Source organism: Bradyrhizobium sp. 14AA, from assembly GCF_054185205.1.
In genome coordinates, this window is the sequence record NZ_JAVAYM010000051.1 from 1 (window position 1) to 24,966 (window position 24,966).

At 65.2% G+C, this 24,966-nt stretch carries 27 protein-coding genes; 9 read left to right on the top strand and 18 right to left on the bottom strand.

Features of this window, described 5'->3' with window-relative positions:
* From RAD15_RS42305 to ffh, 8 genes are all read right to left on the bottom strand, one after another.
* Positions 1-216: hypothetical protein (locus tag RAD15_RS42305; RefSeq protein WP_458184599.1), on the bottom strand; the 216-nt coding region annotated here is incomplete at its 3' end.
* A complete protein-coding gene (locus RAD15_RS42310) occupies positions 192-401 on the bottom strand; it encodes a hypothetical protein (protein WP_458184600.1) in 210 nt (69 codons plus the stop codon). The genes RAD15_RS42305 and RAD15_RS42310, both read right to left, overlap by 25 nt.
* Before the next feature lie 91 nt (positions 402-492).
* On the bottom strand, positions 493-1,899 hold the full coding sequence (gene leuC, locus RAD15_RS42315) for a 3-isopropylmalate dehydratase large subunit (RefSeq protein ID WP_458184601.1): 1,407 nt from the start codon (positions 1,897-1,899) through the stop codon (positions 493-495).
* Between the two features lie 325 nt (positions 1,900-2,224).
* The gene (gene rplS / locus RAD15_RS42320) at positions 2,225-2,605 is read right to left on the bottom strand and encodes a 50S ribosomal protein L19 (protein WP_458184602.1); all 381 of its coding nucleotides are present in this window, start codon (positions 2,603-2,605) and stop codon (positions 2,225-2,227) included.
* 108 nt (positions 2,606-2,713) lie between these two features.
* Complete coding sequence (gene trmD, locus RAD15_RS42325; RefSeq protein ID WP_458184603.1) at positions 2,714-3,469, bottom strand: tRNA (guanosine(37)-N1)-methyltransferase TrmD; 756 nt, start codon at positions 3,467-3,469, stop codon at positions 2,714-2,716.
* Between the two features lie 106 nt (positions 3,470-3,575).
* Positions 3,576-4,133, bottom strand: coding sequence for a ribosome maturation factor RimM (gene rimM, locus RAD15_RS42330; RefSeq protein ID WP_458184604.1), 558 nt, complete (start codon positions 4,131-4,133; stop codon positions 3,576-3,578).
* Positions 4,134-4,142: 9 nt separating this feature from the next.
* Positions 4,143-4,475 (bottom strand): 30S ribosomal protein S16, encoded by a 333-nt coding sequence (rpsP, locus tag RAD15_RS42335; protein ID WP_014438992.1) that lies wholly within the window; start codon positions 4,473-4,475, stop codon positions 4,143-4,145.
* Between the two features lie 85 nt (positions 4,476-4,560).
* Complete coding sequence (gene ffh, locus RAD15_RS42340; RefSeq protein WP_458184605.1) at positions 4,561-6,108, bottom strand: signal recognition particle protein; 1,548 nt, start codon at positions 6,106-6,108, stop codon at positions 4,561-4,563.
* Positions 6,109-6,424: 316 nt separating this feature from the next.
* Between ffh and RAD15_RS42345 the strand changes: the two genes are divergently transcribed.
* Entirely contained in the window at positions 6,425-7,489 is a 1,065-nt protein-coding gene (locus tag RAD15_RS42345) for an MBL fold metallo-hydrolase (RefSeq protein ID WP_458184606.1), read from the top strand.
* Positions 7,490-7,662: 173 nt separating this feature from the next.
* Positions 7,663-8,073 carry a hypothetical protein gene (locus RAD15_RS42350; RefSeq protein WP_458184607.1) on the top strand — a complete coding sequence of 137 codons (411 nt, stop codon included), beginning with the start codon at positions 7,663-7,665 and terminating at the stop codon, positions 8,071-8,073.
* A gap of 224 nt (positions 8,074-8,297) precedes the next feature.
* Here the strand turns inward: RAD15_RS42350 and RAD15_RS42355 are convergent, their stop codons facing one another.
* Complete coding sequence (locus tag RAD15_RS42355) at positions 8,298-8,999, bottom strand: SIMPL domain-containing protein (protein ID WP_458184608.1); 702 nt, start codon at positions 8,997-8,999, stop codon at positions 8,298-8,300.
* A 5-nt stretch (positions 9,000-9,004) separates the two neighbouring features.
* Entirely contained in the window at positions 9,005-9,802 is a 798-nt protein-coding gene (locus RAD15_RS42360) for a GyrI-like domain-containing protein (RefSeq protein WP_458184609.1), read from the bottom strand.
* A gap of 220 nt (positions 9,803-10,022) precedes the next feature.
* On the opposite strand from RAD15_RS42360, the gene dapF reads away from it, so the two are divergent.
* Together dapF and mtaB are read left to right on the top strand one after the other, a co-directional pair.
* A complete protein-coding gene (dapF, locus tag RAD15_RS42365) occupies positions 10,023-10,898 on the top strand; it encodes a diaminopimelate epimerase (RefSeq protein WP_458184610.1) in 876 nt (291 codons plus the stop codon).
* The gene (mtaB, locus tag RAD15_RS42370) at positions 10,898-12,151 is read left to right on the top strand and encodes a tRNA (N(6)-L-threonylcarbamoyladenosine(37)-C(2))-methylthiotransferase MtaB (RefSeq protein WP_458184611.1); all 1,254 of its coding nucleotides are present in this window, start codon (positions 10,898-10,900) and stop codon (positions 12,149-12,151) included. Before dapF ends, mtaB begins: the two co-directional genes overlap by 1 nt.
* A gap of 91 nt (positions 12,152-12,242) precedes the next feature.
* Here mtaB and RAD15_RS42375 read toward each other — a convergent pair whose 3' ends face one another.
* Together RAD15_RS42375 and RAD15_RS42380 are read right to left on the bottom strand one after the other, a co-directional pair.
* Positions 12,243-13,352, bottom strand: a complete 1,110-nt coding sequence (locus RAD15_RS42375) for a DUF2336 domain-containing protein (RefSeq protein WP_458184612.1) — start codon at positions 13,350-13,352, stop codon at positions 12,243-12,245.
* A gap of 114 nt (positions 13,353-13,466) precedes the next feature.
* On the bottom strand, positions 13,467-14,168 hold the full coding sequence (locus tag RAD15_RS42380) for an RluA family pseudouridine synthase (RefSeq protein WP_458184613.1): 702 nt from the start codon (positions 14,166-14,168) through the stop codon (positions 13,467-13,469).
* A gap of 47 nt (positions 14,169-14,215) precedes the next feature.
* Between RAD15_RS42380 and ftsY the strand changes: the two genes are divergently transcribed.
* Complete coding sequence (gene ftsY, locus RAD15_RS42385) at positions 14,216-15,160, top strand: signal recognition particle-docking protein FtsY (protein ID WP_458184614.1); 945 nt, start codon at positions 14,216-14,218, stop codon at positions 15,158-15,160.
* Between the two features lie 3 nt (positions 15,161-15,163).
* A complete protein-coding gene (locus RAD15_RS42390) occupies positions 15,164-15,766 on the top strand; it encodes a septation protein A (protein WP_458184615.1) in 603 nt (200 codons plus the stop codon).
* Between the two features lie 107 nt (positions 15,767-15,873).
* Here the strand turns inward: RAD15_RS42390 and RAD15_RS42395 are convergent, their stop codons facing one another.
* From RAD15_RS42395 to ccmA, 5 genes are all read right to left on the bottom strand, one after another.
* Complete coding sequence (locus RAD15_RS42395; RefSeq protein WP_458184616.1) at positions 15,874-16,470, bottom strand: DsbE family thiol:disulfide interchange protein; 597 nt, start codon at positions 16,468-16,470, stop codon at positions 15,874-15,876.
* Positions 16,467-16,652 carry a heme exporter protein CcmD gene (gene ccmD, locus RAD15_RS42400; RefSeq protein WP_458184617.1) on the bottom strand — a complete coding sequence of 62 codons (186 nt, stop codon included), beginning with the start codon at positions 16,650-16,652 and terminating at the stop codon, positions 16,467-16,469. The genes RAD15_RS42395 and ccmD overlap by 4 nt, the downstream gene beginning before the upstream one ends.
* On the bottom strand, positions 16,649-17,380 hold the full coding sequence (locus RAD15_RS42405; RefSeq protein WP_458184618.1) for a heme ABC transporter permease: 732 nt from the start codon (positions 17,378-17,380) through the stop codon (positions 16,649-16,651). The genes ccmD and RAD15_RS42405 overlap by 4 nt, the downstream gene beginning before the upstream one ends.
* A gap of 91 nt (positions 17,381-17,471) precedes the next feature.
* Positions 17,472-18,140: a heme exporter protein CcmB gene (ccmB, locus tag RAD15_RS42410; protein ID WP_061880182.1), complete on the bottom strand. Its 669-nt coding sequence runs from the start codon at positions 18,138-18,140 to the stop codon at positions 17,472-17,474.
* A gap of 250 nt (positions 18,141-18,390) precedes the next feature.
* Positions 18,391-18,993 (bottom strand): heme ABC exporter ATP-binding protein CcmA, encoded by a 603-nt coding sequence (ccmA, locus tag RAD15_RS42415; RefSeq protein WP_458184619.1) that lies wholly within the window; start codon positions 18,991-18,993, stop codon positions 18,391-18,393.
* Positions 18,994-19,237: 244 nt separating this feature from the next.
* On the opposite strand from ccmA, the gene acnA reads away from it, so the two are divergent.
* The 3 genes from acnA (at position 19,238) to RAD15_RS42430 (ending at position 23,964) form a co-directional block, all read left to right on the top strand.
* On the top strand, positions 19,238-21,958 hold the full coding sequence (gene acnA / locus RAD15_RS42420; RefSeq protein WP_458184620.1) for an aconitate hydratase AcnA: 2,721 nt from the start codon (positions 19,238-19,240) through the stop codon (positions 21,956-21,958).
* Positions 21,959-22,181: 223 nt separating this feature from the next.
* Positions 22,182-22,958: a DUF1223 domain-containing protein gene (locus RAD15_RS42425; protein ID WP_458184621.1), complete on the top strand. Its 777-nt coding sequence runs from the start codon at positions 22,182-22,184 to the stop codon at positions 22,956-22,958.
* Between the two features lie 634 nt (positions 22,959-23,592).
* The gene (locus RAD15_RS42430; RefSeq protein ID WP_458184622.1) at positions 23,593-23,964 is read left to right on the top strand and encodes a DUF2794 domain-containing protein; all 372 of its coding nucleotides are present in this window, start codon (positions 23,593-23,595) and stop codon (positions 23,962-23,964) included.
* Between the two features lie 219 nt (positions 23,965-24,183).
* Here RAD15_RS42430 and RAD15_RS42435 read toward each other — a convergent pair whose 3' ends face one another.
* Positions 24,184-24,714 (bottom strand): N-acetyltransferase family protein, encoded by a 531-nt coding sequence (locus RAD15_RS42435; protein WP_458184623.1) that lies wholly within the window; start codon positions 24,712-24,714, stop codon positions 24,184-24,186.
* Positions 24,715-24,966: the final 252 nt, after the last annotated feature.

Sequence of the window (24,966 nt, forward strand, 5' to 3'; positions counted from 1 at the left end):
ATGGCGCTGATCTCCATTCGTGTCCCGGAACGCTTGCAGACGTCCAGGATCGAGTAGAATCAACGCCATGCGCTCTGTCCAATAATTTTGAACCGGACAGCCGTGGGCTTGTCCCGGGCATCCACGTGCTTTCCTGGCGCGCTTAAGACCGTGGATGGCCGGGACAAGCCCGGCCATGACGGAGAGATTTGCTAAAGCCAATCCTTCAGCTTCCACGACGACGACTTCCAGCGCGTCAGGTTCTCGAGCTTCCACTGCTTGAACATCGCGGGCGGCCAGCGGCTGAGCTTCGAGGTCTCCTCGACCTCCGGCTTGGCGACGATGCGCAAGCGTGGCGCGCGCCGGCGGTGCTGGCGCGTCGCCTCACTGATCAGGTCGACATATTCAGGCTTGTTGGCCATGAGGCGTGTCCTCGCGAACCGTCGCGAGGACACTGTCGGCGCCGCCGATTAACGGCGGTTTGCCGTGATCGCTACAATTGCAGGAACCGGCTTACCGCCAGTCCCTGACGTCGACGAAGTGACCCGCGATCGCGGCGGCAGCGGCCATCGCCGGCGAGACGAGGTGGGTGCGGCCTTTAAAACCCTGGCGGCCCTCGAAATTGCGGTTCGAGGTCGAGGCGCAGCGCTCTTCCGGGGCCAGCTTGTCCGGATTCATCGCGAGGCACATCGAGCAACCGGGCTCGCGCCATTCGAAGCCGGCCTTGATGAAGATCTTGTCCAGACCCTCAGCCTCGGCCTGCTCCTTCACGAGGCCGGAGCCCGGCACGACCATGGCGTTAACATGCGCCGAGACGGTCTTGCCTTCCGCGATCTTCGCCGCCGCGCGCAGATCCTCGATCCGGCCGTTGGTGCAGGAGCCGATGAAGATGCGATCGAGCTTGATGTCGGTGATCTTCGTCCCAGCGGTGAGGCCCATGTATTTCAGTGCGCGATGCTTGGAGAGACGCTTGGCCTCGTCCGCGATCTTGTCGGGATCGGGCACGATGCCGGTCACCGAGATCACGTCCTCAGGGCTGGTGCCCCAGGTCACGATCGGCGGCAGCTTGGCGGCATCGAGGCGCAGCTCGTGGTCGAAATGCGCGCCTTCGTCGGAGCGCAGCTTCTCCCAGTAGCGCATGGCCGCATCCCAGTCCGCGCCCTTCGGCGCCTTCGGACGGCCGCGCAGGAAGTCGAACGCCTTCTGGTCGGGCGCGACGAGGCCGGCGCGCGCGCCGCCTTCGATCGACATGTTGCAGACCGTCATGCGGCCTTCCATGCTGAGCGCGCTGATCGCATCGCCGGCATATTCCAGCACGTAGCCGGTGCCGCCCGCGGTGCCGATCTCGCCGATGATGGCCAGGATGATGTCCTTGCCGGTCACGCCATCAGGCAATTTGCCGTCGACAGTGACGCGCATGTTCTTCGCCTTCTTCTGGATCAGCGTCTGCGTCGCCAGCACATGCTCGACCTCGGAGGTGCCGATGCCGTGCGCGAGTGCGCCGAACGCGCCATGCGTCGAGGTGTGGCTGTCACCGCAGACGATGGTGGTGCCGGGCAGGGTGAAGCCCTGCTCGGGGCCGATGACGTGGACGACGCCCTGGCGCTTGTCGAACTCGTTGTAATATTCGATGCCGAATTCCTTGGCGTTCTCGGCCAGCGCCTTGATCTGCTCGATGCTCTCGGGGTCGGGATTCGGCTTGGTGCGATCGGTGGTCGGCACGTTGTGGTCGACGACGGCGAGCGTCTTTTCAGGCGCGTGCACCTTGCGTCCCGTCGCGCGCAGGCCTTCGAACGCCTGCGGCGAGGTCACCTCGTGCACCAGGTGACGATCGATATAGAGCAGGCAGGTGCCGTCCTCGGCTTCGTGCACCAGATGGTCGTTCCAGATCTTGTCGTACAGGGTGGTGGGCTTGGACATGAGCGTCAGCTCCGAATGAATGTGTGAAGCGGTAAGCGCGGTCACGCGCGGGGCAACAAAATCGTCAGCGCAGCTTTTAGGCTGCGCGCGTAAGCTCTGACGTTGCCGAGGTCGCGAAGCGTCCGAAGAACCGGCCAGGCAGCCGCGAGCGATCGTCGATGACGACGCGCTTGACGGGTCCAAAGCTGGTCAGATCTGGAAACATTCCAAGAATATATAGCAGGCCGAATTGGAATCGCGAGCGCTTTGACGCGCACGGCTGACGCAACAAAAAAGCGCGGGGTTTCGCCCCGCGCTTTCGAGAAACTTGCCTGGTCGCCCGAGATTACTCGTTGGCGGCAGCAGCGCGGTCCTGCTTCTCGACGATGCGGGCCGACTTGCCGCGAAGGTTGCGGAGATAATAGAGCTTGGCGCGACGCACCTTGCCGCGGCGCACCACCTTGATCGAGTCGATCATCGGCGACATCACCGGGAACACACGCTCGACACCCTCGCCGTACGAAATCTTGCGCACGGTGAAGCTCTCGTTGAGGCCACCGCCGGTACGGCCGATGCAGACGCCTTCATAGGCCTGCACGCGGGTGCGGTCGCCTTCGACGACCTTCACGTTGACGATCACGGTGTCGCCGGGACCGAATTCCGGAATCTCCTTGGTGGCGGAGAGCTTGTCGAACTGCTCTTTTTCGAGCTGTTGGATCAGGTTCATGGGTAAATCTCCATCGGCGCGCCCGGCCGCAGATCGGGGGCTGCGCGAAATTCGTCGATCCAGCTATTGCGGATGTGGCCGCTCCTATAAGGCAAGCCGGAGCGTTTGTCACCCGTCTGTCTTGTTTTTTGGCGTTTTTTGGCGTCCGGCCCGATTCGGGGGCTTGGGGGGGATTTGGGCCCATAAATCCGGCCGCCGGGCCGCCGTCAGGACCTCGGATTGCGCCCGCCGCCAGCCTGCAACCTTGGCGTGGTCGCCGGAGGTCAGGATATCAGGGATCGGAACCCCCTCGAACAGCTGCGGCCGGGTGTATTGGGGGTATTCGAGCAGGCCGTCCGAAAAGCTCTCCTCGGTTCCCGAGGCTTCCTTGCCCATCACGCCCGGCAGCAGCCGGACGCAGGCGTCGATCAGGGCCAAAGCCGCGATTTCGCCGCCCGAGAGCACGTAATCGCCGATCGAGACCTCCTCCAGGCCCCGCCCGTCGATCACCCGCTGGTCGATCCCCTCGAACCGCCCGCAGACGATCAGCGGACCGGGGCCCTTGGCGAGCTCGGCGACGCGAGCCTGGGTCAATGGCCGACCCCGTGGGCTCATCAGCAGGCGCGGTCGCTCCGGGCTCGAGCCCGCAGCATCGATCGCCGCCGCCAGGACATCCGCCCGCAGCACCATTCCCGGGCCGCCGCCGGCCGGGGTGTCGTCGACGCTGCGATGGCGGTCAGTGGCGGACGCCCTTATGTCCCGGGCCTCGATCTCCCAGAGCCCGGACGCCAGCGCCCGCCCGGCCAGGCTCACGCCGAGCGGCCCCGGAAACATCTCCGGAAACAGCGTCAGCACCGTCGCGCGCCAGGGGGTGGGGTTGGTCATTCGATCTCAGTTGCTGTCGTCCCGGCGGAGGCCGGGACCCATAACCACCGCAGCCAGTTTTGCGACGGCTGGAGCGATCAGCTTAGCTAAAAATGGTGGCCTGTGGTTATGGGTCCCGGCTTTCGCCGGGACGACTCGCGGAGGGAGCCTCGCCACTATCCTCCCCCTCGATCTCCTGCGGCAGCGCGATCACGACGCGGCCGCCGGCGATATCGACCTCGGGCACCACCGCATTCGAGAACGGCAGCATCATCGTCGTGCCCTTGAGCGGCGCGATCTCGATGATGTCGCCGGCGCCGAAATTATGGATCGCGAGCACGCGGCCGAGCGCGTCGCCGTCGGTAGTGACGGCGGCGAGCCCGATCAGGTCGGTGTGGTAATATTCGTCCTCATCCGTCGCGGGCAGTTTTTCGCGCGCGACGTAGAGCTCGATGCCGTTGAGACGCTCGGCCTCATCGCGGGTCGTGACGCCCTTGAACGTCGCGACCAGATGATCTTTTGCCTCGCGCGCCGTTGCGACCTCGAACTGGCGCTTGCCGTCCTTGGACAGCAGCGGACCGTAGCGCTTAACGGCAAAGGGATCTTCGGTGAAGGTCCACAGTTTGACCGCACCGCGCACACCATGCGCGGCGCCGATCCGCGCGACGCAGACCAGCGCCGACATGATCTAGCCTTAGCCCTTCGCGGCGGCTTCGGCCTGCGCCTTGCGCTCCTTGCGCGGCACGGCCTTCTCGGGGTTGTTGCGCGCTTCGCGCTTCTTGACGCCGGCGGCATCGAGGAAGCGGGATACGCGGTCCGACGGCTGCGCGCCCTTGGCGAGCCAGGCCTTCACCTTGTCCATGTCGAGCTTCAGGCGGGTCTCGTTGTCCTTCGGCAGCAGCGGGTTGAAGTAGCCGAGACGCTCGATGAAGCGGCCATCGCGCGGGAAGCGCGAGTCGGCGACGACGACGTGATAGACGGGACGCTTCTTGGTGCCTGCGCGGGCGAGACGGATAACGACGGACATAGAGTTCTCCTTCAAAGTACGTTTTGTTCGGGTGATTGGTATTCCGCGTTGCGCGAGACCGATGCGATCCCGTGCGACGAATTCCTCATTTCTTCTTGCCCGGGAAACCGCCGAGGCCCGGCAGCATCGGTTTGCCGCTCAGCCCCGTCAGTCCGGGAACGTTGGGCAGGCCGGTGCGCAGACCGGCCGGCAAATCCTTGGGCAGGCTGGGCAGGCCCTGGCCGCCGCCGCTCTGCATCTTTTCCTGAAGCGCCTTCATCTCTTCCGGCGAGGGCGGCTTCATGCCGCCGCCAAAGCCCATGGCCTGCGCGATGCCGGCGAGCGGGCCGCGCTTGCCCGAGCCCATGGCCTTCATCACGTCGGCCATGTTCCGGTGCATCTTCAAGAGCTTGTTGACCTGCTCGACGCTCTGGCCCGAGCCGGCGGCGATGCGCTTCTTGCGGCTGGCCTTGAGCAAATCGGGATGACGGCGCTCGTCGCGCGTCATGGAATCGATCACCGCGACCTGGCGCTTCAGAATCTTGTCGTCGATGCCTGCGGCCGCGATCTGGTTCTTCATCTTGGCGATGCCGGGCATCATGCCCATCAGCCCGCTGATGCCGCCCATGTTCGCCATCTGCAGCAGCTGCTCGCGCATGTCGTTGAGGTCGAACTGACCCTTGCGCATGCGCTCGGCGGTGCGCGCGGCCTTCTCGGCGTCGATATTGGCGGCGGCGCGTTCGACCAGCGACACCACGTCGCCCATGCCGAGGATGCGGCCGGCGATACGGTCGGGATGGAAATCCTCCAGCGCGTCGGTCTTTTCACCGGTGCCGATCAGCTTGATCGGCTTGCCGGTGACCGCGCGCATCGACAGCGCGGCGCCGCCGCGGCCGTCGCCGTCCACACGTGTCAGCACGATGCCGGTGAGGCCGACGCGCTGATCGAAGGCGCGCGCGAGATTCACGGCGTCCTGGCCGGTGAGGCTGTCGGCGACCAGCAGCACTTCATGCGGGTTCGCGGCCGCTTTGATCGCGGCTGCTTCCGCCATCATCTCTTCGTCGAGCGTGGTGCGGCCGGCGGTGTCGAGCAGCACGATGTCGTAGCCGCCGAGCTTGCCGGCTTCCAGCGCGCGTTTCGCAATCTGCGGCGGCTGCTGCCCCGCCACGATCGGCAGGGTCGGAATATCGAGGTCGCGGCCGAGCACGGCCAGCTGCTCCATCGCCGCCGGACGGTAGACGTCGAGCGAGGCCATCAGCACCTTGCGCTTGTCGCGCTGGACCAGCCGGCGGGCGAGCTTTGCGGTGGTGGTCGTCTTGCCCGAGCCCTGCAGACCGACCATCATGATCGGCACCGGCGGCACGGAATTGACGTCGATGGTCTGGCTTTCGGCGCCGAGCGTGTTGATCAGCTCGTCATGGACGATCTTGACCACCATCTGGCCGGGTGTGACCGACTTGACGACGGTGGCGCCGATCGCCTGCTCGCGCACGCGCTCGGTGAAGCTGCGGACCACCTCCAACGCGACGTCGGCTTCCAGCAGCGCGCGGCGCACCTCGCGCATCGCGGCATCGACGTCCTTTTCGGTCAGCGCGCCGCGCCCCGTCAGACGATCGAGAATGCCACCAAGCCGTTCCGACAGATTGTCGAACAATGCCGTTGTCCCTTGTCCTGCTCGCCAGAATGGCGATCTTCCAAACACCTTTACGCCCGAGGGCGCACAGCGCTGTCGGGCGTTGACCTCTGGCCTCGAGGGCCAGTCGGCGGGTCGAAAAGAAAGCCTTTCCGAGAAAGTGGCGGGGTTAAACGCCGCTCCCGCCCAAAAGTCAAGGAAAGTTAGGGTGCCGGGGCGGCTTTGCCAGGGCAAGGTCCTGAAAACAGGACTATTTTGGCGCTGGGTTCCTTTTCGCTGGGACCCGCCCATATAGACGGTGATGTCCTACCACCCCGACCATCCCTGAAGCCGCCCCGTGCCGATCACCCGCCGCCGCCTTTTCGGACTGCTTGCCGGAGCCGGCGCGCTGGTCGGCGTGCCCTCCCTCTGGATGTCCCGCATGAAGACCTACGATGGACCCGCCTCCGATCATTTCAATGGCCTGAACTTCTTCGATCCCGACGGCGCGCCGCCAAAATCGCTGCGTGAGGTGCTGCGCTGGCAGTTCAGCGGCAAGCGGCAGCGCGCGGCCTGGCCGGATTGGGCCCCCAGCCCCCACGCCGATACCCCGCCCGAGCGGGTCGACGGGGGCAAGGTGCGGCTCTCCTTCGTCGGGCATGCCAGCTGGCTGATCCAGGCCGGCGGCCTCAACATCCTGGTCGACCCCGTCTGGTCCTCGCGGGTTTCGCCCGTCAGCTTCGCCGGCCCGAAGCGGCACAACGATCCCGGCATCGCCTTCGAGAAGCTGCCGAAGATCGACATCGTGCTGGTCTCGCACGGTCACTACGACCATCTGGACATCGCGACGCTGTCGCGGCTCGCCAAGAATTTTGCCCCGCGCGTGGTCACCCCGCTCGGCAATGACGTGACGATGCGCAGTTCCGATTCCACCATCAAGGTGGAAGCCTTCGACTGGCACGACCGTGTCGATCTCGGCGGCGGCATCGCCGTGCATCTGGTGCCGACCCGGCACTGGACCGCGCGCGGCATGTTCGACCGCAACAAGGCGCTGTGGGCGAGCTTTGTGCTGGAGACGCCGGCGGGGAAAATCTACGTCGTCTGCGATTCCGGCTATGGCGATGGCACGCACTTTCGCCGCGTCGCCGAGAAGCATGGGCAGCTGCGCCTCGCGATCCTGCCCATTGGCGCCTACGAGCCGCGCTGGTTCATGCGCGACCAGCACATGAACCCGGAAGATGCCGTGAAGGCGCTGGCAGATTGCGGCGCCGAGGCCGCGCTCGGGCATCATCACGGCACGTTCCAGCTGACGGACGAGGCGATCGACGCGCCGGCGAAGGCGCTGGTCGAGGCGCTGGACGTGGCGAAGATTCCGCAGGAACGATTCGTGGCGATGAGGCCGGGGCAGGTGGTGGAGATTTAGGTCGTCTACCCATAAACCCGGCGGCTGATGCGACGAAAGCAATGTCCGCTGCTCCTACGGCGACAAGTTCGTGCGGCGCCGCGCCGTTGAACCAGAAAGCCCCCGACGCAACAAAACACCATGGATTTGGATCGGTCGGAAGACCTTGATTGATCGATGGATGGAGCCGACCCGTGGCAGTTTTGCTTAGAATTGTGCTCGCAACCGCTCTCGTGAACCTTGCTCCAGCCGTCGCCCAGGCGAAGAATGCCGTTGCTTCTCCTGCCTTGCAGAAGGAATTCGATGGCTTCATCGAGAAGTTTCGCGCGGCGCTGAAGGCAAACGATTCCGCCGCCGTCGCCGGTATGACACGATTGCCGTTCATGAACGACAGCGCAATTCGCGACGCCGCGCAATTTGGCGCCAAGACCTATCGGACCTCGTTCACGGCGAAAAATCGCGCGTGTATCCAGCGCGGCAAGGCCGTCTACGATCGCGATGATTATAAGAACGACAGTTACTTCATCTTCTGCGGCGAGCTCATCTTCGTCTTTACCAGGACGCCGGCGGGGTTCCTTTTTACGGATATCAGCGCGAATGACTGATCAGGCAATAATGCTATCCGCTGCCGCCGGACGTATGATTGGTCGCCTCGCTCAGCGACATATTGGATGCAGCCGAGGCGATGGGCCGACTCATCAACGGAGAGGCTTGCCGCGAGCACAACTCGTCGTCTCAGCGCCCCATTGAGCGAACATGCAATATGGGTCCCTGCGTTCGCAGGGACGACACCGTTGGTGTTGAGGTAGCGTGCCTCTTACGAACGAGGCTACTGCCCCTGCTTGATCGCCCAGCTCACATTCACCGTCACCGACAGCGTTTCCTCGCCCGGCGCCACCGCAGCGGGTGCGGCCATCGGCGCGGTCGCCATCCGCGCCTTGAACAGCGGCACCGGAGCGCCGCCTTCCGACACGCTCAGCGGCGCGCCCAGCGTCACGCCGGTGGCCCTGGCGTAGATCTCGGCCTTGCGGTGGGCGTCGGCCACCGCCTGCTCGCGCGCGCCGTCGAGCAGCTTGGAGGCCTGGGTGACTTCGAACGAGATGTTGCCGATGTCGTTGGCGCCGGCGCCGACCAGTGTGTCGATGATGCCGGCGACCTTGGTCACGTCGCGAATCTTGACGGTGACGCGGTTGGAGGCGCGAAAGCCGATCACGGGCGAAGCGCCGGTGGATTTGTTCTGGCCGTATTGCGGCTGCAGCGACAGCCGCGAGGTCTGGTAGTCGTTCTCGGCGATGCCGGCGCCCTTCAGCGCCAGCAGCACCTTGCCCATCGCGGCGTTGTTGGCATCGGAAGCTTCCTTCGCCGTCTTGGCGTCATTGGCGACGCCGGCATCGATCTGGGCGAGATCAGGCGCTACCGACACGGTGGCTTCGCCGCTCACCGTAATGGCAGACGGAAAATCGTCGGCGCGCGCGGGCGCGCTCAGCAAAGTGGAGGCAAGGACGGCGGCGAGTACGGCAGGCTGTTTCATCTCTCTCACTTCAATGGCACGAACACGTTGATCACGAGCTTGTCCTCCGCCGTCTTCAGGGGATCGGTGAGGTACTCCTCGACGAAGGTGTCCTTGGCTTCCAGCTTCTTGTCGTCGAGGTGATTGGTGATCGCCTCATAGGTGTTGTCCATGTTGTCGTAGGAACCGCGATGGACGAATTTCAGCGCCTTGCCCTCCGGCGATTTGCCGACGCTCATGTCCTTGGGCAAATTCTTCGGGTCCTGCTCGACCGGGATCTCGGCGAGGAAGGTGAAGCCGGTGTCGTCGGTCGAGGTGTAGACGATCATCGAATTGCCGGCATGCTTGATGCCCTGCTTGTCCAGCAGCGTGTTCAGCGCCTTGAAGGCGTCGATCAGCGTGTCGAAGGCCGAATCCCAATTGGCAGTGCCCTTGACCATCACGACCTTCCTGGGTTCGAGCGTGGTCTCCAGGCCGAAGGGATCGGCGGTCTGCACCGGAGCGGGCGTTGCGGCCGCAGCCGGCGGCGGCACCGCCGGGCTGGGTGAGGCGCTGGCTGCAGGTGAGGGCGTTGCCGCGGGTGCGGGGGAGGCACTGGCCGCCGGCGACGGCGTCGTAACGGGTGCGGGCGAGGCGCTCGCGGCAGGGGATGGCGAGGCCGATGGCGCCGGCGCAGGGCTTGTCGAAGAGGGGTTTGTCGAAGAGGGGCTTGCCGAGGCGGCGGGCGCCGGGCTCGGTGTCTGCGCCAGAACCTCGGACAGGCCAAGCGACATGGCCGCTGCCGGGATCAGCGCGGCCAGAGCGAGACGACGAAACCTGATCATTTTATTCTCCCCAAGACCTTCCGGATCAAGACCTTGTGTCCCAAGGCCTAAATCCGTCCTTGCGCCCGGCCGCGCATCCCCGGGTCGCGCGAACTGCGCCGTTCTAACACGCGAGTGCCAAATTCGTCCCATGACAGATGCGTCATGGGTGATCAGCGGCAAATCGCTGGCCAAGCCGCCAAGGATCGCCATATAAGACAGGCGAAATTCGGGAATTTTCATGAGCGCGCTGGCCAACCACGCATTTGCCAAGATGAACGGCATCGGCAACGAGATCGTCGTTGTCGACATGCGCGATTCCACGGCAAAGGTGACGCCGGATGACGCCCGCGCGGTGGCCTCCGCGCAGGGCGGCGTGCCTTACGACCAGCTGATGGTGCTGCAGAAGCCGCGGCTCGGCGGCACCGAAGCCTTCATCAGCATCTACAACAATGACGGCTCCGAAGCCGGCGCCTGCGGCAACGGCATGCGCTGCGTGGTGCGGCGCATCTTCGAGAAGACCGGCCAGACCACGGCGACGTTCGAGACCCCGGCGGGCCTGCTCAATGCCTGGCAGGGCCCGGCGCCCGATCTCTACACCGTCGACATGGGCGCGCCGAAGTTCGGCTGGCAGGACATTCCGCTGGCGGAAGAGTTTCGCGACACGCGCTACATCGAATTGCAGATCGGCCCGATCGACAATCCGATCCTGCATTCGCCCTCCGTGGTGAGCATGGGCAATCCGCATGCGGTGTTCTGGGTCGACGACGTCAACGCCTACGATCTCGGACGTTTCGGTCCGCTGCTGGAAAATCATCCGATCTTCCCCGAGCGCGCCAACATTACGCTCGCCCACATCGTCGATCGCGACCACATCACGATCCGCACCTGGGAGCGTGGCGCGGGTCTTACCAGGGCCTGCGGTTCGGCAGCCTGCGCAACGGCAGTCGCCGCCGCACGGCTGAAGCGCGCCGAGCGCAATGTCGAGATCACGCTGCCGGGCGGCAAGCTCGGCATCGAATGGCGCGAGCGCGACGACCATGTGCTGATGACGGGCACGGCGACCTTCGAATATGAGGGCGCCTTCGATCCGGCGCTGTTCGCGCCGGTCGGCTGATGGCCGTCGATATCGTCACCTTCGGCTGCCGCCTCAACGCCTTCGAGGCCGAGGTGATCCGCCGTGAGGCCGAAAGCGCGGGCCTTTCCGACACCATCGTCATCAACAGCTGCGCCGTCACCAACGAGGCGGTGGCGCAGGCGCGGCAGTCGATCCGCAAATTGAAGCGCGAACGGCCGGAAGCGCGCATCGTCGTCACCGGCTGCGCCGCGCAGACACAGAGCGCGATGTTCGCCGAGATGGCCGAGGTCGATCGCGTCGTCGGCAATGACGACAAGATGCGCAGCGAAGCCTGGCGCGAGGCGCGCGACGCCTTCGATCTTGGTGCCAGCGAGAAGATCGCCGTCAGCGACATCATGTCGGTCCGGGAGATGGCGCCGCATCTGATCGACGGTTTCGCCGCCGGCCTGCCGCGCGTGTTCGTGCAGGTGCAGAACGGCTGCGACCATCGCTGCACCTTCTGCATCATCCCGTTCGGCCGTGGCAATTCTCGCTCGGTGCCGATGGGCGCGGTGGTCGAGCAGGTGCGAATGCTGGTGGAGCGCGGCCACGCCGAGATCGTGCTGACCGGCGTCGATCTCACCAGCTACGGCGCCGACCTGCCGGGCACACCAAAGCTCGGCATGCTGACGAAGCAGATCTTGCGACACGTGCCGGAGCTGAAGCGCCTGCGCATCTCCTCGATCGATTCGGTCGAGGCCGACAGCGATCTGCTCGATGCCATCGCCGACGATTCGCGGCTGATGCCGCATCTGCATCTGTCGCTGCAATCCGGCGACGACATGATCCTGAAGCGCATGAAGCGGCGGCACTCGCGGAACGATGCGATCGCGTTCTGCGATCAGGTCCGCCGCCTGCGTCCGGACTTCGCCTTCGGCGCCGACATCATCGCGGGTTTCCCGACCGAGACGGACGAGATGTTTTCGCGCTCGCTCGATCTCGTCGAGGACTGCGGCCTGACCTTCCTGCACGTCTTCCCCTATTCCCCGCGGCCGGGTACGCCGGCCGCGCGCATGCCACAGGTCGCGGGCGGTGCGATCAAGGCGCGCGCGAAGCGGCTGCGTGCGGCCGGCGCAGCGGCGTTGCGCAAGCGCCTTCAAGCCGAGATCGGCACGACGCGCGAGGTGCTGATCGAGAGCGAAGGGCAGGGACGCACGGAGCACTATCTGCCGGTGGCGATTGCGGCTGGACGGGTGGGAAGTGTGGTGCCGCTGAGGATTGTTGGCAGTGATGGCGAGCGGCTGACGGTCTAGCCGTTAAGGCGCCTGCTCATCCCATCGTCCTGGCTTTCGCCAGGACGACAGCGGAGGGCTGTGGCGCACAGCATGGCCCCAAACGCACGCCCTACGACGCCCTTACCTGCCAGAACCTGAGCGTCCGCCGCGCATTCTCCGGCGTCATGCGCGCAAAGTGGCCCTGCGCTCGCGCGAGATCCGCGGGCTTCATCGCGCCGGTGGCAAAACGGCTTTCGAGCACCGCGGCGGTGGTTTCCCAGCCGAGCTGCGCCGCCTTGCACGGCACCAGCAGGCCGTCGTCGCGCAGGCTCTGCATCAGCGGGCGAATCACCTCGACGGTCGATCCGGACAGCGCTGCCAGCGCCGCCGCGGTTTCCTCGTAGCGCCGCTGTGTGGCGAAGCCGAGCAGCGTCGCTTCGCTGAGCTGGCCGGTCGCCTTGAGGCCTGCAATCGCCCGCTTGGCGCCTTCGAAATCTCGGACACCCGACATCTCGCGTTCGACGCCGACGGTGACGGCGGCGATCGCGCTCTGGATTTCCTCGAACAGATGCGGCGGCGCGCGCGACAACAGGCGGGCGCGAACCGCATCCGTCGCCGAACGCAGTAACTGACGGCGCTGATCCGATGGCAGGTCGACGCGCACGCCGACACTGACGGCGAGTTCGGGGTCGGACTCGGCCTGCCCGACGATGACGGCGAATCCCTTGCCGGAAACGCGCGCGCCTGGATTGGCCGCAAGCCGCCGGCTGACGCTGGGATAGCGGCGTGCCAGCAGCGCGTCGGTGACGATCTCCTTCAGCCACCAGCGGCCGGCGACCGCGAGCAGGTGCGGCTCGCCCTTGCTGGATGCGATCTTCACCAATTCGCCGTCGTCGAGGCGCGCGGATTCCTGCAGCACGGGACCGGCGATGCGGATCTCGTCATTGTTGGCGAGGCGGCGGATCACGGAGGGCGGCGCCTGCGCGATCGGCGCGAGCTGCGCGCTGATCTCGGCCAGCGCCACGCGCGCGCCCATGTCGGCGATCGCGCGCAGCTCAATGGTGCCGATCAGGCGCTCGAGCACGTCGTCGAACAGTGCGATCTGCTCGTCGCTGAAGCTTCCGGCGGAGGACAGGAACAGGTCGGTGACGCGCCGGGCGGTTTCCAGCCCCTTTTCTGCCGAGCCAAGCCGAATCGCGGATTCGACCTCGTCGATGATCGATAGCTCGGCCTGGGGCATGACGCGTTGCTCGTCCTGAGCGGTTACGGAAGCTTGTTCTAAGCAACCGCAATCATTAGAGGCGAGCGCTGAACGTTTCGTAAACCATGCCCCCGGAAACGGGCAAAGCCGCCGCTATTCTCCGTTCCAGCCGCAGGCGCGGAGTTTTTCGTGCATGTGGGACGGGGCCGGTGCCACGACGCGGACCGGTTCCTTGTTCCGGGAGATCGGCACCACGATCTCGCGGGAATGCAGGTGTAGCTTCGGCTCGCCGAAACGCGGGCCATTGCCGTAGATGTTGTCGCCGAAGATCGGCCAGCCGGTCGCAGCCGAATGGACCCGCAATTGATGGGTCCGCCCGGTCACCGGTTCCATGGCAAGCCAGGTGAAACCGTTACCTCGGCCCATCACTTTCCAGTTGGTGATCGCCTTCTGGCCCTCAGGGTCGGGCTTCTGCCACCAGCCGCGTTCGGCGTTGAGCCGGCCGAGCGGCATGTCGATGGTGCCTTCATCCTCGGCAGGGCCGCCCTCGACCACGGTCCAGTAGGTCTTGCCGATCTTGCCGTGCTTGAAGAGGAGGCCGAGCGAGGCGGTCGCTTTCCGATGGCGGCCGAGCACCAGGCAGCCGGAGGTGTCCTTGTCCAGCCGGTGGGCCAGCACCGGCGGCCGCGGCAGGCCGAAACACAGCGCGTGGAAGGACGCTTCGAGGTTCGCCCCGCCCTTGGGCCCGCGATGCACCGGCAGGCCGGCCGGCTTGTCGATGACCAGCATCAAGCCGTCGCGATGGAGCACGCGCGCCAAAATCTCGTCGGCGGTCAATTCGGGAACATCGAGCAATTGCAAGACTTTCGTTTAAGAGCGGGAACGGCTAACACACCGCCACCATGAACGATACCTCCGAGACCCCCAAGCTGAGCTGGTGGCGCCGCCTGTCCAACGGGCTGAAGCGCACCTCGTCCTCGCTCGGGACCGCGGTCGCCGACCTCGTCACCAAGCGCAAGCTCGACCGCGCCATGCTCGACGACATCGAGGACGTGCTGCTGCGCGCCGACCTCGGCACCTCCGTCGCGGTGCGGATTTCGGACGCCGTTGGCACGGGCCGCTACGACAAGGCGATCTCGGCGGACGAGGTCAAGGACGTCGTCGCGACCGAAGTCGAGAAGGTGCTGGCGCCGGTGGCGAAGCCGCTCGAGGTTGATGCGGCCAGGAAGCCGTTCGTCATTCTCGTGGTCGGCGTCAACGGCTCCGGCAAGACCACGACGATTGGAAAACTCTCGCAGAAATTCGCATCCGAAGGCCGCAAGGTCATGCTCGCCGCCGGCGACACGTTTCGCGCCGCCGCCATAGAGCAGCTCAAGGTCTGGGGCGAGCGGACGAAGACGCCGGTTATCGCGGGCGCGCAGGGCTCGGATTCGGCAAGCCTTGCCTTCAACGCGCTGACTGCTGCGAAGGAGCAGGCCATCGACGTGCTGCTGGTCGACACCGCCGGCCGCCTGCAGAACAAGGCCGAGCTGATGAACGAGCTCGAAAAGGTCGTGCGCGTGATCCGCAAGGTGGATGACACTGCGCCGCATGCCGTGCTGCTTGTGCTGGATGCCACCGTGGGCCAGAACGCGCTGTCGCAGGTCGAGGCCTTCCATCGCACGGCCGGGGTCACCGGCCTCGTGATGACGAAGCTCGACGGCACCGCGCGCGGCGGCATTCTGGTGGCGCTCGCAGAGAAATTCAAACTGCCGGTGCATTTCATCGGCGTCGGCGAAGGCGTCGACGATCTCGCGCCGTTCACCGCGCGCGATTTCGCCCGCGCAATCGCTGGAATCGAAAGCTAGAGAATGGACAAGACCCAGCCGCATCCGCTGTTCAAGCTTGCGACCGAGCTCGGTCCGCTGCTCGTGTTCTTCTTCGTGAATGCGAAGTTCAATCTGTTCGCCGCGACCGGCGCCTTCATGGTCGCGATCGTCGCGGCGATGGCCGCCTCCTATGTGGTGACGCGTCACATCCCGATCATGGCGATCGTCACCGGCGTGATCGTGCTGGTGTTCGGCACGCTGACGCTGGTGCTGCACGACGAGACCTTCATCAAGGTCAAGCCGACCATCATCTACGGCCTGTTCGCCGCGATCCTCGGCGGCGGCCTGCTGTTCGGCCGCTCCTTCATCGCCGTCATGTTCGACCAGATGTTTAATCTGACCCCGCAGGGCTGGCGTATCCTCACGCTGCGCTGGGCGCTGTTCTTCGCGGGCATGGCGGTGCTGAACGAAATCGTCTGGCGCACCCAGAGCACGGACTTCTGGGTGAACTTCAAGGTGTTCGGCGTGACCCCGATCACGATGATCTTCGCCATCGCCCAGATGCCGCTGACCAAGCGCTATGGTGTTGAGCCGGCGTCGCTGGAAGCGAGCGAGGCGGAAGCGGGGGACGTGCGGAAGGGGTGAGGGTCTCTCCGCTCGTCATTGCGAGCGAAGCGAAGCAATCCAGAATGCCTCTGCAGAGGGACTCTGGATTGCTTCGTCGCAAGAGCTCCTCGCAATGACGGGCTTGGCTAAGATCCGGCCGCCTTCAGCGCCTTCTCCATCTGCGGCATTAGCACCTTCTGAAGATTATCCGGCGTGATCGGGCCGACCAGCTTGTAGACGATGGTGCCCTCGCGGCCGACGACGAAAGTTTCGGGCACGCCATAGACACCCCATTCGATCGAGGCGCGGCCGTTGGCATCCACGCCGACGCGGCCGAACGGGTTGCCGTAGCGGCCGAGGAAGCGCCGTGCGTTGTCGGCGGCATCCTTGTAGTTGATGCCGACGAGCTGGAAGCGCTTGTCTTTTGCCAGCTCGGTCAGAAGCGGCGCCTCGTCGTGGCACGGCACGCACCATGACGCCCAGACGTTGACGAGGCTCACTTTGCCTTTGAACGCGGCGGGATCGAGCCCTGGCACCTGCGCGTTGTCGGCCTGCAATCCCTCGAGCGGCGGCAGCGCGGTCTGCGGCGCCGGTCGTCCGATCAGCGCGGAGGGAATCCGCGAGGGATCGCCGCTGCCGAGCCTGAACCAGAACAGCAGGGCAAGGCCGATGAAGGCGATCAACGGCAGCACCATCAGGAAGGTGCGACGCTGCGGCCGCGCGGGGGTCGATTGATCGCTCATGATGCGTCCACCGCGCTGCGCCCCGAACGGCGGCTGATGCCCCTACGGTCGAGCTCGCGCAGGCGCTGCGTCTGGCTGCGATAGTCGAGCACGATCCAGCCGATCAGGATGACGACGACGAGGGCGGCTGCCGCGTAAGATGTCACGATGAAGGATGCGTAAGGACCAAGTGACATCGTCATGCCGCCCTCTGGCTCGCCTGCATCATCTGCAGCGAACGGACGCGGCGCCGCAAAATCTCGTTGCGCATGGCAGCCAAATGCAACGTGACGAACAGCAGCGTGAAGGCGATCGCCATCACCAGCAGCGGAATCAGGAACGACTTGTCGAGCGCCGAGCCGCCCATGCGCATCACGGATGCCGGCTGGTGCAGCGTGTTCCACCAGTCGACGGAGAACTTGATGATGGGAAGGTTGAGCGCGCCGACCAGCGTCAGCACCGCCGCGGCGCGTGCGGCACGCGAGGGATCGTCGACCGCGCGCCACAGCGCCATCAGGCCGAGATACATCAGGAACAGGATCAGCACCGAGGTCAGCCGCGCGTCCCATTCCCAATAGGTGCCCCACATCGGCCGGCCCCACAGCGAGCCCGTCAGCAGCGCGAGGAAGGTGAAGGCGGCGCCGATGGGAGCTGCCGCTTTCGCGGCGACGTCGGCGAGCGGATGACGCCACACCAGCGTACCCAGCGAGGCGATGCTCATCACGCCCCAGACGAACATCGACAGCCAGGCATTGGGCACGTGGATGAACATGATCTTCACGGTCGCGCCCTGCTGATAGTCGTCGGGCGCGTAGACCGATTGGTAGAGACCGACGGTCAGCAGGATGACGGTCGCGGCCGCAAGCCACGGCAACAGGCGCGCCGTCAGCGCGAGGAACCGTGTCGGGTTAGCGAGGTCGATCAGCGTCATGGTATTCTGATAATCACCGGTGGCCGCTCAGGCAATCAGCACGAAAGCCCTTTGCGAAAATTGATCGGGGTCAAGGTCAGTCGAGTCCATCTCAGTCGAGTCCATGCCGCAGGCTTGCGGCCGCCGCGAACGGGCCGACCACGAGGCTGACCAGCGACAGCGCGCACAGAATCGAGAACGGCGCGCCGAACGTCATGGGACCGACGATCACGGCCTGCGAGGCCGCGACCCCGAAAATCAGCACCGGGATCGACAGCGGCAGCACCAGCACGGCCATCAACAGCCCGCCCCGGTGCAGCGTCACCGCCAGCGCGGCGCCGATCATGCCAGTGAAGGTCAGGGCGGGTGTGCCGGCCAGCAACGTCAACGCCACCGCGCCGGTTGCGACCATGTCGAGGTTGAGCAAGAGGCCGAGCACGGGGGTTGCGACAATCAGCGGCAGGCCTGCCGCCAGCCAGTGCGCCAGTGCCTTGGCGGCGCAGGCGAGTTCCAGCGGCGTCCGGCTCATCGTGATCAGGTCGAGCGAGCCGTCCTCGTGGTCGGCCATGAACAGTCGGTCCAGGGTGAGCAGGCTCGCCAGCAACGCTCCGAGCCACAGGATCGCCGGTCCCAGCCGCGACAGCAGCGCCAGATCCGGCCCGACCGCGAACGGCATCAGCACCACCACGGTCAGGAAGAACAGCACGCCGATCAGCGCCCCGCCGCCGACGCGGAGCGCGATCCTTATGTCCCGGCGGATGAGGGCGGACAGGGCGGTCATGGGCGGCTCCCATCGTGCCCTAAGGGCGGTGCGTTCCCTCCCCCCTTGTGGGGGAGGGCTAGGGAGGGGGGAAGCCCCGGGCGAGATGCACTTGGAAGGCGAGCCGTCAGCAACAGAGCGCCTGCTTCGCCAATGCTAGAACCGAGAGGCCGCGCCGTGTGGCACCCCCCTCCCTGCCCCTCCCCCACGAGGGGGGAGGGAACGGAGAGGCCGGCACCTCGCCGCTCGAAAAGCTGAGGGTCTGTCGGAATCATGCCGCGCTCCCGATTCGAAGCTCCCGCGAATCGATCCCCAACGGGGCGTGGGTGGCGGCGATGATCAGGCCGCCGCGCGCCAGATGCTCCCACATCAGGCCGCCGAACATGTCCTGTCCCGCCACGTCGAGCGCCGTGGTCGGCTCGTCCAGCAGCCAGACCGGGCGGCGGACCGTCAGCAGCCTGGCCAGCGACAGCCGGCGGCGCTGGCCGGCGGACAGGAAAGCCGCCGGCAGATGGGTGGCGTGGTCGAGCCCGACGGTGGCAAGGCTCTCGGTGGCGTCACGGCGCTCGCCGCCCAGAAAATCGGCCCAGAATGCCAGATTTTCCGCCACGCTGAGCGCCGGCTTCAGGGCATCGCGATGGCCGAGATAGTGGCACTGCTCCGGCAGCGTCAGCTCGGCGTCGCCCCCATCCAGCGCGATCGTCCCGCCTGCCGGAATGAGCAGGCCCGCGATCAGCCGCAGCAGCGAGGTTTTGCCCGATCCGTTGCGGCCCACCACCGCCACGGCCTCGCCGGAGACAGCCTCGAAATCGAGCCCGGTAAACACCTCGCGGCCCCCCCGCACGCAGGTGACCCCGCGTCCGAACAGCTGCATCTTGCCTCGCATCAACTCGCTCAAAGCCTGGCCTCAGGAAAACTTGGGGTAGCGCATGGGAATTTTTGGCTCGCGAATTGCTGCGGCACGATTGTGGCTGTGGCGGCGCGGTTAGAAAGCTTCTATAAGCCCGGAACTACTTGATGCAGCAACTCAACCTGCCCCTGCAAGCGACCCAGCCGGATTCGCTGACGGTGTTAAAATACCCCTTGCCGGGTATAACTAACAATTGGGATTTCCTTTCATGACCTCGCTCGACAGCTTCAAATGCAAAAAGACCCTCAAGGTCGGCGCCAAGACTTATGTCTATTACAGCCTGCCCACCGCCGAGAAGAATGGTCTGAAGGGAATTTCGAAACTTCCCTATTCGATGAAGGTCCTGCTCGAGAACCTTCTTCGCAACGAGGACGGCCGCTCGGTCAAGAAAGAGGACATCGTCGCGGTCTCGAAGTGGCTGCGCAAGAAGTCGCTGGAGCATGAGATCGCGTTCCGTCCGGCCCGCGTGCTGATGCAGGATTTCACCGGCGTGCCGGCGGTGGTCGATCTCGCCGCGATGCGCAACGCAATGCAGAAGCTCGGCGGCGATGCCGAGAAGATCAATCCGCTGGTGCCGGTCGACCTCGTCATCGACCACTCCGTGATCGTGAACTTCTTCGGTGACAACAAGGCTTTCGGCAAGAACGTCGCCGAGGAATACAAGCAGAACCAGGAGCGCTACGAGTTCCTGAAGTGGGGCCAGAAGGCGTTCTCGAACTTCTCCGTCGTGCCGCCCGGCACCGGCATCTGCCATCAGGTCAATCTCGAATATCTCTCCCAGACGGTCTGGACCAAGAAGGAGAAGATGACGGTCGGCAAGAAGACCGGCACCTTCGAGGTCGCCTATCCCGACTCGCTGGTCGGCACCGACTCGCACACCACCATGGTCAACGGTCTCGCCGTGCTCGGCTGGGGCGTCGGCGGCATCGAGGCGGAAGCCTGCATGCTCGGCCAGCCGCTGTCGATGCTGCTGCCCAACGTCGTCGGCTTCAAGCTGAAGGGCGCGATGAAGGAAGGCGTCACCGCGACTGACCTCGTGCTGACCGTGACGCAGATGCTGCGCAAGCTCGGCGTGGTCGGCAAGTTCGTCGAGTTCTTCGGCCCCGGCCTCGACAATCTCTCCGTCGCCGACAAGGCGACGATTGCCAACATGGCCCCCGAATACGGCGCCACCTGCGGCTTCTTCCCGGTCGATGCCGCCGCGATCGATTATTTGAAGACCTCCGGCCGCGCCCCGGCGCGCGTCGCGCTGGTGCAGGCTTACGCGAAGGCGCAAGGGCTGTTCCGCACCGCCAAGTCGGCCGATCCGGTGTTCACGGAAACGCTGACGCTCGACCTCGCCGACGTCGTTCCCTCGATGGCCGGTCCGAAGCGTCCCGAAGGCCGCATCGCGCTGCCGTCGGTCGCCGAAGGTTTCTCGCTCGCGCTCGGCACCGAGTACAAGAAGGCCGAGGAGCCGACGAAGCGCTTTGCCGTCGAAGGCAAGAAGTTCGAGATCGGTCATGGCGACGTCGTGATCGCCGCCATCACCTCCTGCACCAACACCTCCAACCCGAGCGTGCTGATCGGCGCGGGCCTGCTCGCCCGTAACGCCGCCGCGAAGGGCCTCAAGGCCAAGCCATGGGTGAAGACCTCGCTGGCCCCGGGCAGCCAGGTGGTCGCGGGCTATCTCGCCGATTCCGGCCTGCAGGCCGATCTCGACAAGGTCGGCTTCAACCTCGTCGGCTTCGGCTGCACCACCTGCATCGGCAATTCCGGTCCGCTGCCGGAGGAGATCTCGAAGTCGATCAACGACAACGGCATCGTCGCCGCCGCCGTGCTGTCCGGCAACCGCAACTTCGAAGGCCGCGTCTCGCCGGACGTGCAGGCGAACTATCTGGCCTCGCCGCCGCTGGTCGTCGCCCACGCGCTCGCCGGCAGCGTCACCAAGAACCTCGCCGTCGAGCCGCTCGGCGAAGGCAAGGACGGCAAGCCGGTGTACCTGAAGGACATCTGGCCGACGACCAAGGAGATCAACGCCTTCATGAAGAAATTCGTGACCGCGTCGATCTTCAAGAAGAAGTATGCCGACGTGTTCAAGGGCGACACCAACTGGCGCAAGATCAAGACCGTCGAGAGCGAGACCTATCGCTGGAACATGTCTTCGACCTACGTGCAGAACCCGCCCTATTTCGACGGCATGAAGAAGGAGCCGGAGCCGGTCACCGACATCATCGAGGCACGCATCCTCGCCATGTTCGGCGACAAGATCACCACCGACCACATCTCGCCGGCCGGCTCGATCAAGCTCACCTCGCCCGCCGGCAAGTATCTCAGCGAGCACCAGGTGCGTCCGGCCGACTTCAACCAGTACGGCACGCGCCGCGGCAACCATGAAGTGATGATGCGCGGCACCTTCGCCAACATCCGCATCAAGAACTTCATGCTGAAGGGTGCGGACGGCAACATCCCCGAGGGCGGCCTCACCAAGCACTGGCCCGATGGCGAGCAGATGTCGATCTACGACGCCGCGATGAAGTACCAGCAGGAGCAGGTGCCGCTGGTGGTGTTCGCCGGTGCCGAATACGGCAACGGCTCCTCGCGCGACTGGGCCGCGAAGGGCACGCGTCTGCTCGGCGTGCGCGCCGTGATCTGCCAGAGCTTCGAGCGTATCCATCGCTCCAACCTGGTCGGTATGGGCGTACTGCCGCTGACCTTCGAGGACGGTACCTCCTGGTCCTCGCTGGGCCTGAAGGGCGACGAGAAGGTCACGCTGCGCGGCCTCGTCGGCGATCTGAAGCCGCGCCAGAAGCTGACCGCGGAGATCGTCTCCGGCGACGGTTCGCTGCAGCGTGTGTCGCTGCTCTGCCGCATCGATACGCTGGACGAGCTCGACTACTACCGGAACGGCGGCATTCTGCACTACGTGCTGCGCAAGCTCGCGGCCTAAGCGCGAATTTGTGAACGGTGGCTCACTGCGACGTGAGTGGAAGGTTAAACGAAGGCGGCCTATCAAAAGGCCGCCTTCGCGCGTTTGCGACACGCATCAGATGGGCCCGACCGGCGGAAAACCCCGCGCTGGACGGTTTGGTGTGTCGCGCCCCCGTAAGACTACGGTGACCATCAGGCGATAAGATTTCCCTTCCCATGAGCAATGGTGTGCGGCGTTCGACATGACAACAATGACGGCTTCTCATCTGGTTTCGCGCTGGTCCGGTGCCCTCTGGTCGGGGGCCCTCGGTATCTGCGCGATCGTCGCCGTCATTCGTCCTGCCCACGCCGATCCCCGCGCCGTGGTCGAGCTGTTCACCTCGCAGGGGTGCTCCTCCTGCCCGCCCGCCGACCAGGTCATCGGCGATCTCGCCAGCGATCCCTCGATCATCGCGCTGAGCATGCCGATCGACTATTGGGATTATCTCGGCTGGAAGGACACGCTGGCGGATTCGCGGTTCTCTGCACGGCAGCGTGCCTATTCGCGCATGCGCGGCGATCGCGAGGTCTATACACCGCAGGTCGTCGTTAACGGCTCCGCGCATGTCATCGGCAGCGACCGTGCCGGCATCGAGGGCGCAATCGGCAAGACCGACAAGGGCACCGGGGTGATGAGCGTGCCGGTGACGATGTCGGTCGCGGGCAAGCAGATCAACGTGTCGGTGGCCGCGAGCAAGGAACCCGCGGTCTCGCATGGCGAGGTCTGGATCTGCTCGATCGCGAAGTCCGTGCCGATCGCGATCGGCCGCGGCGAGAATCGCGGACAGCAGCTCACCTATCACAACGTGGTGCGCAACCTGCTCAAGGTTGGCGACTGGAACGGCCATCAGGAAAGCTGGACCGTGCCGATCGAGAACCTCACGCGCGACGGCGTCGACGGCGCGGTGGTCTATGTCCAGGACGGCAGCCGCGACAAGCCCGGCGCGATGCTGGGCGCGGCGTACACGTCGCTGCACTGAAGCGCGCTTCGAATCTTCCGACTCAAGCACACTCTCAACCCTCGTGGTGAGGAGGCGTGCTAGCGCGCGTGGCGCACGATGCTGCGCATCGCCGCGAGAACCATGCAGGCCCCGCTGATTGCAGCTCGGCCTTTCATCCTTCGAGACGCGCGCAAGAGCGCGCTCCTCCAGGATGAGGGGAAAGAGTTTCTCGCGCGATGTTTGGAGAGAGGCTCGTCGCGCCGGAAACATCCCGACACAAACAAAAAAGGACCAACTTGCGTTGGCCCTCCTTGCCGTGCGTACAGACCCGATCCTGACGACCCCGGGGGGCTGGGGGCTGAGGAATCCGGAACCGAAAGGACCGGGTCAACGCACACAGGTCTTTTCGCAATGCAGGGCGGCAGGCGCTTGGCGGAAAAGCGGCGAGACTAAGATTCTTGAGCACGATCCCGTGACGGTTCGTCGCGACAGAGTTCCACCCCTGCGTGTAGTCCGCTTCGCTCCTGATTCCAAGGGTTGAGCCAGCAAGAGTTCCATCGAGAGGCCTTGCGGCGAGGAACGGTTGGCGCAATCATGCAATTGTCATGATCCGCCGGTCCGGGGACGGTCTTCGCGGGCGCGGATCGTGCTGTGCGATGAGGAGGCGCTTCCCATGAGTCTGACGTCGGAGGATGCCGAGCCGAGCGGGCAGCGCGCGGCGGCGCACCCCGCCGCTGCGAGCGCGCAGCCGAACCGGGTGACGTTCAACCGGCTCGAGCTGCACCGTATTCTCAATCTCTACGGCCGCATGGTGGCCGACGGGGAGTGGCGCGACTATGCCATCGACTTCCTGCGGGATCGCGCGGTGTTCTCGGTCTATCGCCGCGCCTCGGAAGTGCCGATCTATCGCATCGAAAAGGATCCGCGGCTCGCGCGCAAGCAGGGCATGTACAGCGTGATCTCGGCGACCGGCCTGATCCTGCGCCGCGGCCATGAGCTCGAGCGCGTGCTGCTGGTGATCGACCGCAAGCTGGCGGTGGTGTGACGGCACGACCGGTGCCGTAGGGTGGGCAAAGGCGCAACGCGCCGTGCCCACCATCGCTCCGCAATTGCGCTGAAGTTGGTGGGCACGCTTTCGCTTTGCCCACCCTACGGCAGCAGTGATGCGACGAGGCTTCGTAGCCCGGATGAGCGAAGCGACATCCGGGACTTCACTCGTGGCGGTCCCGGGTATCGCTGCGCTCACCCGGGCTACGGGATCGACCTACTTCGTTGGCACCGTGCTCGCGCCCTCGCCGAGGTCGCGCTGCATCATCACCGTGTCCAGCCAGCGGCCGAATTTCAGCCCGACATTGGGATGCGTGCCTATCATCTTGAAGCCGCCTTTTGTGTGCACGCCGATCGAGCCGGCATTGGCGGAATCACCGATCACGGCGATCATCTGACGGAAGCCGCGCGCCTCGCATTCGGTGATCAACCGCTCCAGCAGCAACGAGCCGACGCCACGGCGGTGGAAGGAGGGATCGAGATAGATCGAGTTCTCGACCGTGAAGCGGTAGGCCGGCCGGGGCCGATAGGCGCCGGCATAGGCATAGCCGGCGACGCGGCCGTCGAGCATGGCGACGAAATAGGGATAGCCGCCATCGACCAGCGCGCGATAACGGCGCGTTATCTCCGAGAGGTCAGGCGGCTCCAGCTCGAAGGTCGCGGTGCCCTCACGGACGGCCTGCTGATAGATGGCGGTGATGGCGGGTAGGTCGGCCTCAAGGGTGGGCCTGATTTCAGGTGCGGACATGAGGCGGAGATTAGAGCCTTCCCGAGGAAGCTGGAAGGGGCAACGGTGTTGCCACACCCGTCATTGCGAGCGTAGCGAAGCAATCCAGAAATGCATCCGTGGAGGGAGTCTGGATTGCTTCGCTACGCTCGCAATGATGTTGTGGACGGCCCCACCTGAACGGCATCAAGTGCCAAAACGTGGTCGCCGGAGCGCCACAAAGAGGGGAGCCGTCCATGGCGAAGTTTATCAGAGCGGCGATTGATCTGGGCA